This is a genomic window from Vibrio sp. 10N.222.49.C12 (assembly GCF_041475025.1).
GTDB lineage: Bacteria > Pseudomonadota > Gammaproteobacteria > Enterobacterales > Vibrionaceae > Vibrio > Vibrio crassostreae_C.
Genome location: NZ_JBFRVF010000022.1, coordinates 109,853 through 126,587, shown reverse-complemented (window position 1 = coordinate 126,587; position 16,735 = coordinate 109,853). Strand labels below are relative to the sequence as shown.

Below are 16,735 nucleotides of genomic sequence, written 5' to 3'. Positions count from 1 at the left end.
TGCTCGGCGCACAACTAAAAGGGCGACAGATACTTATCTGTCGCCCTTTTGTTTATTTCATCTCAGTGAATAAGCTAAAGCCAATTAAGCCGATACCAACTTAGTCGTCGGCATAAATCTTCACTTCAACACGACCTTGAGTATCAACGCTTGCACGATACATTCCTGAGCTGTTCATACCAAAATGTATATCGCCTTGGCCATCGATAGCGATCAAGCCACCTTCTCCACCCATGGTTTTCAATTCACCTTGAATGATCGTTTCACAAGCGGTGTGCACATCTTCTTTCAGATAACGCATTCGTGCTGCGACATCACTGGCGACCATTTTACGTAGGAAGAACTCACCCATCCCGGTTGTTGAGACGGCAACATTGCCATTTTCAGCGATGGTTCCTGCACCAATGATCGGAGAGTCACCCACACGACCGTATTTCTTATTGGTCACGCCACCGGTACTGGTTGCTGCCGCTAAGTTACCCGCTTGGTCTAATGCGACCGCACCAACCGTGCCGTACTTTTTATCGTCAGGGTATTTCTCAGCTTGCTGTTCATCATATTTCGCTTCAGACAGAGCAAAGATGCCTTTCTCTTTCATCGACTGAAGTTGGTCATAGCGGCGCTCAGTAAAGAAGTAGTCTTGCTCGGTAAAGGTGTAGTCATGCTCAAACGCAAACTTCTCGGCACCTTCACCAATCAGCAAAACATGGTCGCTTTTCCGCATCACATCACGTGCAAGCTCAATTGGGTTTTTGATATGGCGAACGCCTGCAATAGCACCTGCATCCATTTCGCGGCCATGCATCACAGAAGCGTCCATCTCAACAAATTCATCATGCGTTAAAACAGAGCCCCTACCGGCATTAAAGTGCGGGCTGTCTTCCATCACCTTAACCGATGCCACTACCGCATCCAGAGCATCACCACCCGATTGCAATATTTGATAACCAGCCAAAACCGATTTTTCCAAAGCCTCGGTAATACCCGCTTTTAATTCATAGCTCATTTGCTCGCGCAAGATGGTTCCTGCACCACCATGAATGGCAATTGAAAAAGGCTGTGACATACAAACTCTCCACTGACGTCGTCTTATTAATGTTGTGCTATCAATACCACATCCATGGTTCGATGTCTGATAACGAAAACCAAACTTTTACGAATGCTTAGATTTGCGGACACTTAGTTTGGTAGAGAAAAGCGAGGTCAAAAAGCGAGACTCCTAAACGCAAAAAGCCTCCACAAGGGAGGCTTTCAAGATTCTTAAACTAAACCGTTAATTCGGTATTAGTGAGAACCACAGCTACCGCCGCCGCAGCAGCCGTCTTTTTTCTCTTCACCGTGGTCATGGCCTTCGCCACCACAGCAACCGCCTTCGTGGTCATGATCGTGGTCGTGACCGCCACAGCCGCCTTCTTGGTGTACGTGACCGTGTTGAACTTCTTCTTCAGTCGCTTCACGAACCGCTACAACTTCAACGTCAAACGTTAGAGTTTGGCCAGCTAGCATGTGGTTACCATCAACAACAACTTCGTCGCCATCTACTTCAGTAACTTCAACTGGGATTGGACCTTGGTCAGTATCCGCTAGGAAACGCATGCCAACTTCGATTTGCTCAACACCTTGGAATACGTCAGCAGGAACACGTTGAACTAGTGCGTCGTTGTGTTCGCCGTATGCGTCTTCTGGAGTAACAGTTGCAGAGAACTTGTCGCCAGCTACTTTGCCTTCAAGCTCTTTTTCAAGACCTGTAATTAGGTTGTTGTGACCGTGAAGGTAATCTAGTGGAGCTTCTGCAGTTGATTGGTCAACTACTACGCCATCTTCAAGTTTCACTTGATATGCAACACTAACTACTACGTTCTTTTCAATTTTCATGAGAGCTCCAAGGAGGTTTGGACTAAGCTCGAACAGTTGAGCTTAGGAAAAATTCTGTACCGGGATATTATGGGGATCAATTAACGAAACTCAATCATTCTGGCTTAAAAATACCGATCATTTCTTGATTCGCGTGTTCAGATTTCTCTACAGTTTTCGGTTTACGCTGTTCTGTGAAGTCACAATCGACACATTCCACCAGCTCGATATTATTTTCAATCCACCAACGGAGTGTGTCTTGAGTGTTGCAACTTGGGCAGCTTGCCCCTGCGATAAAGCGTTTTTTCTGTTTCACGTTCATATCCTTTACTGCTCTGGATTCGCGGTTCTTCCCACTCACTTTATTGATAAGTTAAGCAGAGACCGCGTTTATTATTAGGTTAGTTCTATAGTCTGTTATTTCTATGCCCAAGCTCTATTTCTAAGCTCAAGCATGAGTTATCACTTCAAGCTACTGCCAATAGTTTCGAGATTGGTGATCGTTTTCCATCTCGTGTCCAAAGATCTCTTCAAGTTCTTTACGAGCCTCTTTCGCTCTTTGGGCTAACTCGGCATCTTCGTTATGCTGAGGCAGCAACTCTTTCAGCATACCATTATCCAACTTTCTAAAGTGTGCTTCTGCTCGCTTCGCTTTATATGGATGCATGCCAAGTTCAGTCAATGTTTGACGACCTAAATCCAATGCTCCAAGGAAGGTTTCACGCGAATAGTTACTCACACCGTGGTTAAGTAGTTGATACGCTTCAACACGGCTTCGTGCACGCGCCAAGATCTTTAAGCGTGGGAAGTGCTGCTTACATAAATCGACGGTTTTCATGATTTCATCTGGGGAGTCAGTACACAACACAATCGCCTCTGCTTTATCAGCACCGGCTGCGCGTAATAGCTCTAGGTGAGTCGAGTCTCCGTAAAACACCTTGTAGCCGAACTTTCTAAGGATGTGTATTTGGCTGGCATCACTTTCAAGGACAGTGATACGAATCTTGTTGGCATACATCAGACGACCAATGATCTGACCAAAACGACCAAAGCCCGCAATAATCACTCGAGGGCTGCGATCAACCACATCCGAAGACATCGCACTTTCACTGATTTGATTAAGCTGACGTGCAAAGAATCGGTCTTGCAGTTTAAGCATCAATGGCGTGGTCACCATAGAAAGGCTCACAACCACCAGTAAGAACGACACTTGTTCGCCACTTAAGATGCCTTGAGCACTCGCCGCAGTAAAAATAACGAAAGCGAACTCACCACCTTGGCTAAGGATCATCGCCATTCGGCTGCGTGCTTTAGCTTGAGTGCCGAAGATACGAGCCAGCGCATACAGCACCAAACCTTTCAATACGACTAGCGACGACACTGCAATAAGTATTGCGAATGGGCTTTCTGCCAGTAGACCTAGGTTTACCGCCATACCCACAGAGATAAAGAACAGACCAAGCAGTAAACCTTTGAATGGATCAATCGCGATCTCAAGCTCGTGTCGATATTCACTTTCAGCCAGAAGTACGCCCGCTAGGAAGGTACCTAATGCCATCGACAAGCCAATCCGTTGCATGATCACAGCAATACCAATCACAAGTAACAGCGCCGCGACGGTGAATAACTCACGCACACCACTCATCACTACGTATCGGAAAAGTGGTCTCAACAAGAAGTGGCCACCGACCAGTAGGCCAATCACGCCACCCAGCATCCACAGCATGTCAGCCCAGCTACCGCCGGTATTACCCGCAAGTAGAGGCAACATTGCTAGCATTGGAATAACAGCGATATCTTGGAAAAGCAGTACTGCAAAGCCCGACTGCCCGGCTTCTTTGCCGCCGAGCTCTCGCTCTTCAATAACACGCAAGGCAATCGCAGTCGAAGACAGCGCCAAACCCATACCTATCACGAGACTGGTTTGCCAGGTTAATCCAAATAGACAGGCGATGGCGGTAATAATTAGAGTGGTGATCAGCACTTGCGCGCCGCCCAACCCGAGAATGGGGGCTCGCATCTGCCACAGTTTTTTCGGGTTAAGCTCTAAACCAATCAGGAAGAGCAGCAGTACCACCCCGAATTCGGAGAAGTGTAGAATCGCTTCGACATCACTGATTAAGCCAAGCCCCCATGGACCAATAGCGACACCCGCTAATAAGTAACCTAATACTGAACCTAAGCCTGCTCGCTGTGCGATAGGAACCGCAACCACAGCAGCCGCTAAAAATATAACGCTACTTTGTAGAAAATCATTAGTCAGAGCCATCATCTGCTCCTATATCTTGTAGCGGATCTCGCAACCAATTTCGATATTCTTCAGCGTGTTGGTAACGCGTCATATCCGAGACATTTCTAGCCCAATGTAAAACTAAAGGTGACATCCAGTGCATCTGGCACAAAGCGGCAGTTAGCTCAAACGGTTGCAAGATCTCTTGTAATGGATATTTATTATAACCTGCGGCACCAAACGCCTCTTCTTTACCACCGGTAGTAATCACACTGCGCCAGTGTTTGCCTTTAAGCGCACTTTGCTCACCAAAAGCAAAGCCCTTGCCTAACACGCGATCAAACCACTCTTTTAACAATGAAGGACAGGAATACATGAACAGAGGATGCTGAAACACGATCACATCGTACTGAAGGAGCAATTCATGCTCATAAGGCACATCAATAAAGAAGTCAGGGTAGATGGCGTAGAGATCATGAACTTTGACATGACCGAGCGACTCTACCTTCTTAACCATCATCTGGTTAGCAATAGAGGTTTGCGGCTCTGGGTGCGCGTAGATGATCAACACCTTTGGCACGACTTTGTCTGTCGAGGGAGTATTACTCATTCCTTTGAAACATTCCTTTGAGGGCTAAACGGTGGCAAGGCCACAAGAATTTAAGCAAAAGTTATTAATATGTTATTGGCATCATAACGCAAATTGCATTGTGATCGACTTTTATCTGGTTTCAGCCTACTATGCAGGCGTCTGTTCACCTCTAATTTCTATGCTATTTCAATTATGATTACTTTCTCTGATATTCAATTGCTACGCGGCGGTAAGCCACTCCTCGACCAAGCATCTGCGACTTTTCACCCTGGCGACAAGATCGGTTTGGTTGGTAAAAACGGCTGTGGTAAATCTACGCTATTCGCCTTAATTAAGGACGAACTGTCTATTGATGCGGGCTCATTCAGCAAACCTGCCCATTGGGAAATGGCTTGGGTTGCTCAAGAAACCCCTGCATTAGAAAGAACAGCAATTGAATACGTGATTGATGGTGACCGTGAATACCGCGGCCTTGAAGATCAACTAGAGAAAGCTGAACAAGCCGACAATGGCACATTGGTAGCAGAGATCCACGGCAAGATTGAAACCATTGGTGGTTACAGCATAAAGGCACGAGCTGCCGAGTTACTGGATGGCCTAGGCTTTAGCCAAGAACAAATGACATGGAACCTGACTCAATTCTCAGGTGGTTGGCGTATGCGTTTGAACCTAGCGCAAGCCCTACTGTGTCGCAGTGACCTACTGCTACTCGATGAGCCTACCAACCACTTGGATTTAGACGCAGTAATGTGGCTAGAGCGTTGGTTACAAAGCTACCCTGGCACGCTAGTGCTTATCTCGCACGATAGAGACTTCTTAGACCCTATCGTCAACCGCATCGTGCACGTTGAAAACCAACAGCTCAATGAGTACACGGGTAACTACTCATCGTTCGAAACCCAACGAGCGCAAAAACTGATTCTGCAACAAGCGATGTACCAAAAGCAGCAGAAACAGATGTCTCACATGCAGAGCTACATTGACCGTTTCCGTTACAAAGCTTCAAAGGCTCGCCAAGCGCAAAGCCGTATTAAAGCGCTAGAGAAAATGGAACAAGTGCTGCCTGCTCAGTTTGATAATCCATTCAGCTTTGAGTTTAGAGAACCAGACGCGCTACCAAATCCAATCATGATGATGGATGAAGTATCAGCGGGCTATGATGACAATCTGATTCTAGAGAAAATTCGCCTGAACCTAGTACCGGGTAGCCGTATTGGTCTACTTGGTCGAAATGGTGCTGGTAAATCAACACTGATTAAACTGCTTTCTGGCGAACTTAAACAGCAAGGCGGTGAACTGAGTTATTCGCAAGGCGTTAAGATTGGTTACTTTGCACAGCACCAGTTAGAAACGTTGCACCCAGAAGAAACACCGCTGCAGCACATGATGCAGATTGCCCCTAAACACACCGAGCAACAATTGCGTGATTACCTAGGTAGCTTCGGTTTCCAAGGTGAAAAAGCGCTCGATAAAGTGGCACCCTTCTCTGGTGGTGAAAAAGCGCGTTTAGTTCTGGCGCTACTGGTATGGCAAAAACCGAACCTGTTGCTACTCGATGAACCAACCAACCACTTGGATCTCGACATGCGTCAAGCGCTGACTTTTGCCCTGCAGACGTTTGAAGGCGCAATGGTTATCGTATCGCACGACCGTTACCTACTGCGTGCAACTACCGATGATTTATACCTTGTACACGACCGCCAAGTCGCACCGTTTGATGGTGACTTAAGCGATTACTACAAGTGGCTAACCGAGCAACAGAAAGTTGAGCGCAAAGAAGCACAAGCATTGGCACCAGCCAAAGACGGCGCCAACAGTGCAGCAGCGAAAAAAGAGCAGAAACGTAAAGAAGCCGAGTTCCGTAAACTGACGGCACCACTTCGTAAAAAGCTCACTCAATTTGAAAAGCAGATGGATAAATTAACGCAGGCTCTTGAAGAAGCTGAGCAAGAATTATCCGACACATCACTGTATGAAGCTGAAAATAAGGCTAAACTGAATAAAGTACTCGCTCTCCAAGCGAGCAGTAAGTCACAGCTAGAAGAAGTTGAAATGGATTGGATGTCCACTCAAGAAGAGCTTGAGCAGATGGAACAGGATATGGATAGCTTATGAGCCCAGAGCACGCCCCAATATCACTAACACTGGAACGACTATGGCAATTTAGCCTTCAGTATTACAGTGTGCGCGGTGTAAAGGATGCGTGCTTAGCTTTGCAAAACCAGTTCCACGGCAACGTCAATCTACTGCTGCTTCTCAAATGGCTTGATGAGCAGCAATTGTCTTTTGCTGAAGAAGAGTGGCATAAAGTTCAACAGTGTTTAAGCCGCTCTGAAACCCTGCTTCATAGCTATCGAGAGCTACGTAAACATCTCAAAGCACACGTTGTCGACTCTCTATACCGTGAAGCGCTAAAGTTTGAGTTACAGCTTGAAAAGCAACAACAGTCCGATCTGGTCGACTGTATAAACTCCCTACAGCTGTACGCTAACCAGCAATCACCGCTCACTTTTCAGTACTGTCGTTTATTAGGGGCTGAAAACCTCTACGACGCTTTTTCTGAACCAGCACCACAGCCCTAGCTCATTCTCTTTCCCTTTTATTCAATCAAGATCCAAGCTTAACCTTGATATTATTCAAACGGTTACCCATAGCCTGTTTTTGTATCTCGTATAAGTGAAGCCTTGCGCTTATGCCGAGAATCAACCAAGCTCAAATAAAAACGTGGGCGTTTCGTTACAAACTCAACACGTTATCAAAACCCGTAAAAGAAGCATGGATCGTTTTTATGACAATATTTACCGCAGCTGCTGGTCTCTCTAATCCGCACTTACAAACCTTAGTGCCACGGTTTATTCGAAAGCAGGCGCTGTTTCATCCTCACTGGCAAACCTTAGAAACACCCGATGGTGACTTTCTTGATCTTGCTTGGAGCGAATCACCAGACGGTGACACCTCAAATAAAAATGATCGCAGTAGCAAGCCGATATTCGTTCTATTCCACGGTTTAGAAGGTAGCTTTGAGAGCCCTTATGCCAATGGATTAATGAATGCGTTTGCTAAAGATGGTTGGTTGTCCGTGATGATGCACTTCAGAGGCTGCAGCGGAAAACCCAATCGCCTGGCTCGCGCTTACCATTCAGGTGAAGTCGAAGATGCGCGCTTTTTTCTAAGACACCTGCACGCCCAGTTTCCGAATAACCCTAAGGTTGCGGTTGGCATATCTTTAGGTGGAAACATGCTGGCGAACTATTTGGCTGAGTACGCAGACGACCCATTGCTGTCGGCGGCGACCATCGTATCTGCTCCTTTTGACTTAGCGTGTTGCTCTAGTCGTATTGAGCGTGGTTTCTCCAAGCTCTATAAGAAGTACCTGCTCAACTCTCTAAAATCGAATGCGCTAAAAAAGGTTAACCTGCTGCAGGAAAAACTTGGCATCACCGCTGAAGCCATCAAGAACATCACCAAACTGTATGAGTTTGATGAACGAATCACTGCGCCTCTGCACGGCTTCAAAAATGCCCAAGATTATTATGCGCAATGTTCTGCTCTGCCTAAGCTCAATAAGATCAAACTACCGACTCAGATCATTCATGCCAAAGACGACCCTTTCATGACCGATGATGTGATCCCAAAATTTGTTCTGCCCGATAACATCGATTATCGACTGTTTCAAAAAGGCGGCCATGTTGGGTTTATTACTGGCAGTACACTCAAGCCAAGGTTTTGGTTAGAAGAAGCCTTGCCTGCCTACTATGAAAGTATCCAAGATTCGGCATAATGACCGAGCCTTAGTAAATAGAAGTAAAACAATACTAAGCACACGCATTTCTACATCAATAAACCTATTTATGAACATAAAAGAGAGAAGTATTTATGATCATCCCATGGCAAGACATTGCGCCAGAGACACTGGAAAACCTCATCAAAGAGTTCGTGCTGCGTGAAGGCACAGACTACGGCGACGTAGAGGTTTCACTGCAAAACAAGATTGATCAAGTGAAACATCAATTAGCTTCAGGAGAAGTCAGCATTGTGTTTTCTGAGCTCCATGAAACCGTTGATATTCAAGTCACAAAACGCTTCTAAGCTGCGCTCATAAAGGAGCCGTGTTATAGTGGTAAACGATTGCTAACAAGTAAGTTACTCAAAAGACAAGGGTTGTCATGTCCGCTAAACATCCAATTATTGCGGTGACGGGTTCATCTGGAGCCGGCACCACCACCACCTCAGAAGCCTTCCGTAAAATGTTCAATATGATGGACGTGAAGGCCGCTTGGGTTGAAGGGGATAGTTTCCATCGCTTCACTCGCCCAGAGATGGATGTCGAGATCCGTAAAGCGCGCGAGCAAGGTAAGCACATCAGCTACTTTGGTCCTCAAGCCAACGACTTTGGTGCGCTAGAAGAGTTCTTCCGTAAATACGGTAACGAAGGTACAGGTAAAGTAAGAAGCTACCTACACACCTTCGATGAAGCCGTGCCTTACAATCAAATGCCGGGCACCTTCACGCCATGGCAAGATATCCCTGAAAACTCCGATGTGATGTTTTACGAAGGCCTGCACGGCGGTGTGGTTGATGGCGACATTAACGTTTCTCAACACGTCGATTTGCTGATTGGCATGGTACCTATCGTAAACCTAGAGTGGATTCAAAAATTCGTTCGTGACACCCGCGATCGTGGCCACTCACGCGAAGCCGTAATGGATTCCATTGTTCGTTCGATGGATGATTACCTTAACTACATTACCCCGCAATTTTCGCGCACTCACATCAACTTTCAGCGTGTTCCAACCGTAGATACATCTAACCCTCTCAACGCCAAAGGGATTCCAAGTTTAGACGAAAGCTTCGTAGTTATACGTTTGCGTGGCATCAAAAACGTCGATTTCCCCTACCTTCTGGCTATGATTGATGGCTCGTTTATGTCTCGTCATAACACGCTAGTAGTGCCAGGCGGCAAGATGAGTTTTGCTATGGAGCTCATTGTGAGGCCAATCCTGCAACAACTCATCGAAACCGGAAAAATAGGTTAACAAAACGACATTCTGGTTGATTACTTTTCATACCGTGATCATGTGCACAATTTTGCGTAAAAAATCGTAGCTTGGTCACGATTAAAATCAAGAAATAGTACCTGAAAAAGGATACTATTCTTAAACGAAACACAAGATAGCTTGCAGCGCTCAACGAGTGCTCTTATCCTACAAGTCAATCCAGGCTTAGCTAAAATACGGAAAGCGGCAAGCATACCCTGCAGAGGAAGTGAGATATTATGGTTCTAGGTAAACCTCAAACTGATCCAACATTAGAGTGGTTCCTTTCACACTGTCATATTCATAAGTACCCTTCAAAAAGTACTTTGATTCATGCTGGTGAAAAGGCAGAAACCTTGTACTACATCGTTAAAGGTTCTGTGGCAGTTCTTATCAAAGACGAAGAAGGTAAGGAAATGATTCTTTCTTACCTAAACCAAGGCGACTTCATCGGTGAGCTTGGCTTGTTCGAAGAAGACCAAGAACGTACTGCTTGGGTTCGTGCTAAATCTCCTTGTGAAGTAGCTGAGATTTCTTTCAAGAAATTCCGTCAACTTATCCAAGTGAACCCAGATATCCTAATGCGCCTTTCAGCGCAAATGGCAAACCGTCTACAAGTAACTAGCCAAAAGGTTGGTGACTTAGCGTTCCTTGACGTAACAGGTCGTATCGCTCAAACGCTACTAAACCTAGCGAAACAGCCAGATGCAATGACTCACCCTGACGGCATGCAAATCAAGATCACTCGTCAAGAGATTGGCCAGATCGTTGGTTGTTCTCGTGAGACCGTTGGTCGTATCTTGAAGATGCTAGAAGAACAGAACCTAATTTCTGCACACGGTAAAACTATCGTGGTATATGGCACTCGTTAATCTCGATTAACTGAGCCTAAAATTTGAAAGCCACCAAATGCAAATTTGGTGGCTTTTTTGTTTTCTAAAGATCTACAAAGAAAATACGAATGAAACACCTACAGCTTCGAAGCGCAAACACTCTCGAAGCGAAGCGTACTCGAATCTCTAGGACAAAGTCCGTGCTCGTACCTTTTGTTAACCGTTGGTGCTCTCAAAGATTTTGTCAGCTGATGCTGCAACAAAACCTGTGTAAAGCTCACCGTTGACCATCGCATAACGCTTAGCGAACTCATAGAAGCCGCCAGGAATCATCTCATTGCCTTCAACAAATGAAACTGGGACTTTGTCTGCCATTGTTGATGATTGCTCTAATAAGACCTCTGGAGAGCCTTTAACCTGACCGCCAGATGCATTGATCGTGAAGCCTGATTCGCTCAAATAATCATTCACTGCCTGCACTTCATCAAAAGCATCGAGTTGATTAACGCTCACTGTAAAGTGGTTGGCACCGTAACCATGAGCTGCGAGCCAAGACGCGTATTCACTCTCTTTTGCAAGCACTTGGAAATCTGCGAAGCTCAAGTCCCATAGACGACCACCAAACAAGAATTCATGGCCTTGAAGCTTACTTGAGTCCACTTGCTCAACCAACTTAGCAACGATCTGTTGCAAGTCACTTGAACACTCTTCTACCTTCAACTCACTAATGAACACTTTTGGTTGTTTTGGATCTGGGTGCTCGTAATGCTTAGCCACCAACTTCTTGCTCTCAAACAAGTAGTCGCCACACGCCTTATAGCCTAACTCTAGGAAAGGCTTCGCTAATGTTTCAATACCCAAAGGAGCAACATTGAAAGTACGCAGTGCAATGTGATCATTAATCAGCACTTCGTCTTCTTTCAGCAAGTGATGCACTTTCTCAGCCGATGGACAAAGCCTGTGAATGTAATCGTCCCAAAGTGATTTAAAGAGTAGATCGGGCGTCATGGTGACTCCTTGTCAGAGGTTCTAGCAAGCTAGTAATTTGGATTAGAAAGGGAGAGGCTGAGACACAGAGTCAGCAGCCATCAGCCTGTGACATACTTTTTCTATTATCTACCGCCCAATCTAGGTGTCGGACGTGATGGAAAAGGAAAGCGATAACACCACTTCCCTATTTCAAGCTTAACGCATGAGCCTAAGACTCATTAGCCTAAATTAAAGCTCAATACCCGGGCTAAACGTTGCTGGAAGTTGAGTTTCACCGCCTTCCATTGAAGCCATAGGATAAGCACAGTAGTCCGCCGCATAGTAAGCACTTGGGCGTAGGTTGCCTGAAGCACCCGGACCACCAAATGGTGCATCACCACTTGCGCCTGTTAGCTGACGGTTACGGTTAACAATACCCGCACGGATATGGTCAACGAAGTATTCCCATTCAGAATCATCTGTTGATACAAGACCCGCAGACAAACCAAAACGAGTGTCGTTAGCTAGCTCAACCGCTTGCTTTAGCGATTGGTAACGAACCACTTGTAGCAGTGGACCGAAGTACTCTTCATCCGGCAGCTCAGCAATGTTGGTTGCGTCGATAATACCCGGAGAAACAAACGCCGCTTGACCCGCTTTTGCTTCTACTAGGCTGACGCCGCCTAACGATTGTAGATTCGCTTGCGCGTCCAGAATGAACTTAGCCGCAGCTTCAGAGATCTGAGGACCCATGAAGGGTGCTGGTTCAGCGAATGGCTGATCAACACGAATCTTTTGCGTCGCTGCGACCAGCTTATCGAGTAGCAGATCCCCCTTCTCGCCAACAGGCACGTACAAACGACGAGCACATGTACAACGTTGACCCGCACTGATGAACGCCGATTGGATAATGGTGTATACCGTTGCGTCTGCGTCACCATATTGGTCACTGATCACCATAGGGTTATTGCCACCCATCTCTAGTGCCAGCATCTTGCCCGGTTGGCCCGCGAATTGACGGTGAAGGATATGCCCAGTATTAGCGCTACCTGTGAACAGCACGCCATCAAGACCTTTAGCATCGGCCAGTGCGATACCTGTCTCTTTAGCGCCTTGAACTAAGTTGATTACGCCAGCAGGAAGACCCGCTTCTTGCCATAATTTCATCGCAAACTCACCCGTCCAAGGTGTCTGCTCTGAAGGCTTAAATACCACGGTATTACCCGATAGCAGTGCAGGAACAATATGACCGTTAGGTAGGTGACCAGGGAAGTTATAAGGACCAAATACTGCCATCACGCCTAATGGACGGTGACGCAGTACAATCTGGTTGCCTGCCGCTTCACGAGAAGCTTCACCGGTACGCTCATGGTAAGCACGAATTGAAATAGCAATCTTGCCCGCCATTGCGCCCGCTTCAGTGCGAGTTTCCCAAATCGGTTTACCCGTCTCTTTCGCGATGATTTGCGCGATTTCTTCGCTGTTCTCTTTAACTTTCTCAGCAAAGTTCAACACGATCGCTTCACGCTCTGCAAAGCTCAGTTTTTTCCAAACCAAGAAGGCTTCACGAGCTGCTGCTACTGCAGATTCAACCTGTGCTGGTGTCGCGCTATCACCCTGCCACACGACTTCATTGTTGTATGGGCTTACTGATGTCATGGCGTCACCTTGACCTGCCACCCACTGTCCTGCTATCCACTGAGTCATACTTCTATCCTTAAAATCTTCGACAGATAATCGCCGCTCTTATTGAGCCAACATGCGAACGAATTCGCCTTCTTTTACTTCAAGAGCGCTTGCTACTTCAGATGATAAAATCACTGTGTCGCTTGCTTGGTCATACGCACCTTTCGCGGCTACTGCGCGGAAGTTCTCAAACGAGGTATTACCAATTAGGAAGTCTTTAGAGCTAGAGTGCTCTGCAATTTGAACCTGTGCTCGAATTGAGTGACGCACAGATTCGATGTTTCTTAGATCACACTCAACCGTTGGGCCTGCATCAAAGATGTCGACATAACCACGGTTGGTGAAACCTTCACGTTCCAGCAACTTAAGTGCAGGGCGCGTATTGTCATGTACCTCTCCGATCACCGCTTGAGCTTCTTTGCTCAGTAGGTTCACGTAGATAGGTAGCTTAGGCATTAGGTCAGCAATGAAGCCTTTCTTACCAATACCGGTTAGGTAATCGGCAAGCGTGAAGTCAATCGAGAAGAAATGTTCTTGCAGCCATTGCCAGAAAGGAGAATTGCCTTCCGCATCTGATACACCACGCATCTCAGCAAAGATCGTTTTTGAGAAACGCTCTGGGTGCTCAGCCATCAGTAGGAAACGACACTTAGACATCAGTCGACCGTTTAAGCCTTTGCGGTAATCAGGACGTAAGAACAGCGTACAAATTTCGCTGCAGCCTGTGTAGTTATTACCAAACGTCAACAGCTTAACCACGTTATTCACTTTAAGGCGCTGTGAAGAGTGAACCACTTTACTGATGTGGTACGAGTAAAAAGGCACATCCCAGCCAATGGAAGCTTCGATACCCGTTGTACCAGCAACTTCGCCAGTTTCAGCGTCGAAACCCACCATTAGATAGCCTTCATCACCGGGTTCGGTCACGTCTGCTTTCGCAAAGCTGTATTCAGAATGGGTAATTCGGTTAGTTAACAATTCTTCGTTAACCGGAAGAGATGTGAATCCATGACCTGATTCAACTGCACAGGTGTGCAGCGCATCGTAATCAGACAGTTTTATTGGGCGAACAACTAGCATCAATATTCCCTCCAGATGCAAAATAGGCCCAAAACCAGAAGCTTGGGCCTTTAGCAGAACGTCATGGGATCGCTCTATTGGCGATCATTCCTATGACGCCGCTCAGGCTAAACTAGCGTAGCGATTGCTTTGTCTAGTTTTGATAAACCTTCTTCAATTTCTTGTTTAGTGATAACCAGTGATGGAGTAAAACGAACCACGTTTGCACCCGCAACCAGTACCATTAGGCCTTGCTCGCCTGCTGCTACTAATACGTCACGCGCACGCCCTTGCCATTCGTCATTCAGTGCAGCACCTAACAATAGGCCTTTACCACGAATCTCACTGAAAATTTGGTATTTGTCGTTAATCTTAGTTAGACCATCACGGAATAGCGCTTCACGCTCTTTTACGCCTTCTAGAGTCTCAGGTTGGCTAACTACGTCAACCACTGCTTCAGCTACCGCACACGCCAGTGGGTTACCACCGTATGTAGAACCGTGCGTACCAACCTTAAGGTGTGTAGCCAGTTCAGACGTCGTCAGCATTGCGCCGATAGGGAAACCGCCACCTAGAGACTTCGCTGTGCTTAGAATGTCTGGCGTCACGCCCAGACCTTGGTAAGCATAGAAGTTACCAGTACGACCATTACCTGTTTGTACTTCATCAAAAATCAACAATGCATTGTGCTTGTCACACAGTTCACGAACCGTATTCACGAACTCAGCCGTTGGAGAGATGATGCCGCCCTCGCCTTGCAGAGGTTCCATCATGATGGCACAAGTGCGATCAGAGATATGCGCTTCTAGAGCGGCAATATCGTTGTAAGGTAGGTGAGTTACATCGCCAGGTTTTGGACCGAAGCCATCTGAGTAAGCTTCTTGACCACCAACGGTTACAGTAAAGAAAGTACGACCGTGGAAACCTTGTTTGAATGCAATGATTTCAGATTTCTCAGGACCGTGAACATCCGCAGCCCAACGACGAGCTAGCTTAAGTGCTGCTTCGTTCGCTTCTGCACCAGAGTTCGCAAAGAATACTTTTTCTGCAAAACATACGTCAGTTAGCTTCTTCGCTAGACGCAGTGCAGGTTCGTTAGTCATTACATTACTTAGGTGCCAAATCTTGTTTGCTTGCTCGGTAACAGCATTAACCATTGCTGGGTGACAGTGACCCAAACAGCTCACAGCGATACCACCAGCAAAGTCGATATACTCTCGGCCTTGTTGGTCCCAAACGCGTGCGCCTTCCCCTTTTACCGGGATCATTTCCATTGGGTTATAACAAGGCACCATCACCTCATTAAAAAGACTACGTTCTACATTATTTTCCACTGTCATCGTACATTCCTTCTCGATACCGCAAGCTTCGCAAATAAGCGTAATGGTTCATAAGTGAGATAAAGATATTTTGTCCCGCCATAATCCCGCTGCAGCATTATATTTACATTTAATTAACCTTTTCAATAGTAGATTATTCTTTAGCCATCCCTAACAACCAGCTAAACGTCACTACCTATGACTATTTATGCATCAAACAATCTGTTTTATGAAGCTTTTTTTAACTAAACGTCTATCCATCAACAGCAAAGCCTTACTGGTACAGCGGTATAAGGGGTTCGAGAGGAAATAAGGCGAATAATATTGCATAGACTAAAAACTTAGCCTGAAGAGGGAGAAATGTTATAAAAAGTGATCGGCGTCAGAGGGATGAAGACGCGGCGCGCCCGAATTAAAACGCTTAACGAACGAGGTAATACGTTTAACTGGCTTATTTGAACGAATGAAAAGCCAAATTTAAACACTCAACGCGCTAAGAAGTTAGCAAGAAGCTGGTGTCCTTGCTCTGTTTTAATCGATTCAGGGTGAAATTGGACGGCATCAATCGGCAAGGTTTTGTGTTGATAACCCATGATCTCATCCATACTGCCATCTTCAAACTCTGTCCAAGAAGTGAGTTCAAAGCAATCAGGGAGCGTACCATTTTTCACCACTAAAGAGTGGTAACGAGTCACAGTCAGAGGATTATTGAGACCTTGAAAAACGCTCTTACCGTTATGACGGATCGGAGAGGTTTTACCATGCATCACTTGTCTGGCTCTCACCACTTCACCACCAAAGACTTGAGCAATGGCTTGATGACCAAGACACACACCTAAGATCGGCAGCTTACCAACGAAGTGTTCAATCACCTGCAGCGAAATTCCCGCATCATCGGGCGTACATGGGCCCGGCGAGATAACAAGATGGCTAGGATTTAGCGCTTCGATGCCCGCAATATCAATCTCATCGTTGCGAACAACTTTTACAGTTCCCCCTAACTCACAGAAATACTGATACAAGTTATAGGTAAAAGAGTCGTAGTTATCGATGATAAGTAACATGGGTCGAAATCGTTTGCTAAATACTAAAGGATTGGGAGATATAGGGGCGGTATTGTGCAATACCCATAGCGAAAGGCAAGTGGAAACTGCATT

The 16,735-nt window shown here is 46.2% G+C and carries 16 protein-coding genes; 6 read left to right on the top strand and 10 right to left on the bottom strand.

Features of this window, described 5'->3' with window-relative positions; translation table 11 throughout:
- Positions 1 to 100 precede the first annotated feature (100 nt).
- From AB4583_RS07930 to kefG, 5 genes are all read right to left on the bottom strand, one after another.
- Complete coding sequence (locus AB4583_RS07930) at positions 101 to 1,066, bottom strand: isoaspartyl peptidase/L-asparaginase family protein (RefSeq protein WP_017061107.1); 966 nt, start codon at positions 1,064 to 1,066, stop codon at positions 101 to 103.
- Positions 1,067 to 1,284: 218 nt separating this feature from the next.
- A complete protein-coding gene (gene slyD / locus AB4583_RS07925) occupies positions 1,285 to 1,875 on the bottom strand; it encodes a peptidylprolyl isomerase (RefSeq protein WP_017061108.1) in 591 nt (196 codons plus the stop codon).
- 94 nt (positions 1,876 to 1,969) lie between these two features.
- Entirely contained in the window at positions 1,970 to 2,170 is a 201-nt protein-coding gene (locus AB4583_RS07920; protein WP_029235422.1) for a YheV family putative zinc ribbon protein, read from the bottom strand.
- 156 nt (positions 2,171 to 2,326) lie between these two features.
- Positions 2,327 to 4,123 (bottom strand): glutathione-regulated potassium-efflux system protein KefB, encoded by a 1,797-nt coding sequence (gene kefB / locus AB4583_RS07915; protein ID WP_017063703.1) that lies wholly within the window; start codon positions 4,121 to 4,123, stop codon positions 2,327 to 2,329.
- Entirely contained in the window at positions 4,110 to 4,694 is a 585-nt protein-coding gene (gene kefG, locus AB4583_RS07910; RefSeq protein ID WP_136981918.1) for a glutathione-regulated potassium-efflux system ancillary protein KefG, read from the bottom strand. Before kefG ends, kefB begins: the two co-directional genes overlap by 14 nt.
- Positions 4,695 to 4,868: 174 nt before the next feature.
- On the opposite strand from kefG, the gene AB4583_RS07905 reads away from it, so the two are divergent.
- The 6 genes from AB4583_RS07905 (at position 4,869) to crp (ending at position 10,584) form a co-directional block, all read left to right on the top strand.
- Positions 4,869 to 6,791 (top strand): ABC transporter ATP-binding protein, encoded by a 1,923-nt coding sequence (locus tag AB4583_RS07905; RefSeq protein WP_017061112.1) that lies wholly within the window; start codon positions 4,869 to 4,871, stop codon positions 6,789 to 6,791.
- A complete protein-coding gene (locus tag AB4583_RS07900; RefSeq protein WP_017061113.1) occupies positions 6,788 to 7,258 on the top strand; it encodes a TIGR02444 family protein in 471 nt (156 codons plus the stop codon). Before AB4583_RS07905 ends, AB4583_RS07900 begins: the two co-directional genes overlap by 4 nt.
- Positions 7,259 to 7,464: 206 nt before the next feature.
- The gene (locus AB4583_RS07895; protein ID WP_019825349.1) at positions 7,465 to 8,457 is read left to right on the top strand and encodes a hydrolase; all 993 of its coding nucleotides are present in this window, start codon (positions 7,465 to 7,467) and stop codon (positions 8,455 to 8,457) included.
- Between the two features lie 95 nt (positions 8,458 to 8,552).
- Positions 8,553 to 8,765, top strand: a complete 213-nt coding sequence (locus AB4583_RS07890; protein ID WP_010435208.1) for a YheU family protein — start codon at positions 8,553 to 8,555, stop codon at positions 8,763 to 8,765.
- Between the two features lie 77 nt (positions 8,766 to 8,842).
- Positions 8,843 to 9,712, top strand: a complete 870-nt coding sequence (locus tag AB4583_RS07885; RefSeq protein WP_086715758.1) for a phosphoribulokinase — start codon at positions 8,843 to 8,845, stop codon at positions 9,710 to 9,712.
- A gap of 239 nt (positions 9,713 to 9,951) precedes the next feature.
- Positions 9,952 to 10,584, top strand: coding sequence for a cAMP-activated global transcriptional regulator CRP (crp, locus tag AB4583_RS07880; protein ID WP_004729651.1), 633 nt, complete (start codon positions 9,952 to 9,954; stop codon positions 10,582 to 10,584).
- 177 nt (positions 10,585 to 10,761) lie between these two features.
- On the opposite strand, the gene AB4583_RS07875 is transcribed toward crp, so the two are convergent.
- From AB4583_RS07875 to AB4583_RS07855, 5 genes are all read right to left on the bottom strand, one after another.
- Complete coding sequence (locus AB4583_RS07875) at positions 10,762 to 11,553, bottom strand: DUF1338 domain-containing protein (RefSeq protein WP_372116972.1); 792 nt, start codon at positions 11,551 to 11,553, stop codon at positions 10,762 to 10,764.
- 210 nt (positions 11,554 to 11,763) lie between these two features.
- A complete protein-coding gene (astD, locus tag AB4583_RS07870) occupies positions 11,764 to 13,221 on the bottom strand; it encodes a succinylglutamate-semialdehyde dehydrogenase (protein ID WP_017071310.1) in 1,458 nt (485 codons plus the stop codon).
- Positions 13,222 to 13,260: 39 nt separating this feature from the next.
- Positions 13,261 to 14,280, bottom strand: coding sequence for an arginine N-succinyltransferase (gene astA / locus AB4583_RS07865; RefSeq protein ID WP_017061116.1), 1,020 nt, complete (start codon positions 14,278 to 14,280; stop codon positions 13,261 to 13,263).
- Between the two features lie 107 nt (positions 14,281 to 14,387).
- Complete coding sequence (locus tag AB4583_RS07860; protein WP_008222315.1) at positions 14,388 to 15,599, bottom strand: aspartate aminotransferase family protein; 1,212 nt, start codon at positions 15,597 to 15,599, stop codon at positions 14,388 to 14,390.
- A 464-nt stretch (positions 15,600 to 16,063) separates the two neighbouring features.
- Positions 16,064 to 16,642: an aminodeoxychorismate/anthranilate synthase component II gene (locus AB4583_RS07855; protein ID WP_171313449.1), complete on the bottom strand. Its 579-nt coding sequence runs from the start codon at positions 16,640 to 16,642 to the stop codon at positions 16,064 to 16,066.
- Positions 16,643 to 16,735 lie beyond the last annotated feature (93 nt).